General features: G+C 59.6%; 1 pseudogene. It reads left to right on the top strand.

Annotated features, from left to right (window positions below):
* Nucleotides 1–56 precede the first annotated feature (56 nt).
* Nucleotides 57–1,226, top strand: a pseudogene (locus BKY26_RS19755) (IS3 family transposase).
* Nucleotides 1,227–1,257 lie beyond the last annotated feature (31 nt).

Here is a 1,257-nt window from a genome sequence, read left to right on the forward strand (position 1 = left end):
TGGAATGCCCCCTCTGAACTGGTCCGAGGTTATGTTTAGGAAACGGAGGACAGAGAATGGCGCACAAGAGACACAAGCCCGAGGAGATTGTTCAGAAGTTGCGACAGGTTGATGTGCTTGTCGGCCAGGGAATGCAGCGTGTGGATGCGATCCGCGAGGTTCGCATAACCGAGCAGACCTATTACCGCTGGCGCAAGCAATATGGAGGGATGGGAACCGACCAACTGAAGGAACTCAAACGGCTTCAGAAGGAGAACGAGCGGCTGAGGAAGGCCGTCTCTGACCTAACTTTGGACAAGCTCATCCTAAAGGAAGCCGCCCGGGGAAACTACTGAGCCCCGCCCGCCGGCGTGCCTGCATCGACTTGATCCGAAGTGAGATGAAGGTGTCGGAGCGCCGGATCTGCCGGGTGCTGGGGCAGCATCGATCGACACAAAGATACGAACCGCAGGGCCGGGAAGATGAAGACCGGCTTGTCTCAGACATGATCGAGCTGGCCAGGCAGTACGGTAGCTACGGTTACCGCCGAGTTGCGGCGCTGCTGAGAGACGCCGGCTGGCAGGTCAGCGTTGGCCGTGTCGAACGGCTGTGGAAGCGGGAGGGGCTGAAGGTGCCACCGAAGCAACCGAAGAAGGGGCGGCTTTGGCTTAACGATGGATCATGCATCCGGCTCAGGCCGGGGTACAGGAACCACGTCTGGAGCTATGACTTTGTCCATTGCCGCACCGATGACGGCAGGGCGTTCCGCACGCTGAACGTCCTTGATGAGTTCAACCGGGAATGCCCCCTCTCGGCAGCATGGTAAAGCCATGCGCCTGCCGGGCAATGGGACAATCCGTGTGAAGCGTAAGCTGAACTCGACCGACGTGATCGATGCCCTGACTGACCTGTTCATCCTGCGGGGGCCTCCGGCATTCGTGCGAAGCGACAACGGTCCTGAGTTCGTGGCCAAGGATGTCCGGGCCTGGATCGAGGCCGTCGGTGCCAAGACGGCATTCATCGAGCCCGGCAGCCCCTGGGAGAACGGCTACGTCGAGAGCTTCAACGCCCGGTTCCGGGACGAATTGCTGAACAGGGAAATCTTCTATTCACTCAGGGAGGCGCAAATCCTCATCGAAGGCTGGAGAAAGCACTACAACGCGAAGAGGCCCCACAGTGCTTTGGGCTACCGCCCACCAGCTCCCGAGACCATCGTCCAGATGGACCAGAGACCAGTCATGCACTAACAATCAAGCCGGACCAGTCAGATCAGGCCAC

This window comes from Nioella sediminis (genome assembly GCF_001879695.1).
In the GTDB taxonomy this organism is placed as follows: Bacteria; Pseudomonadota; Alphaproteobacteria; order Rhodobacterales; family Rhodobacteraceae; genus Nioella; species Nioella sediminis.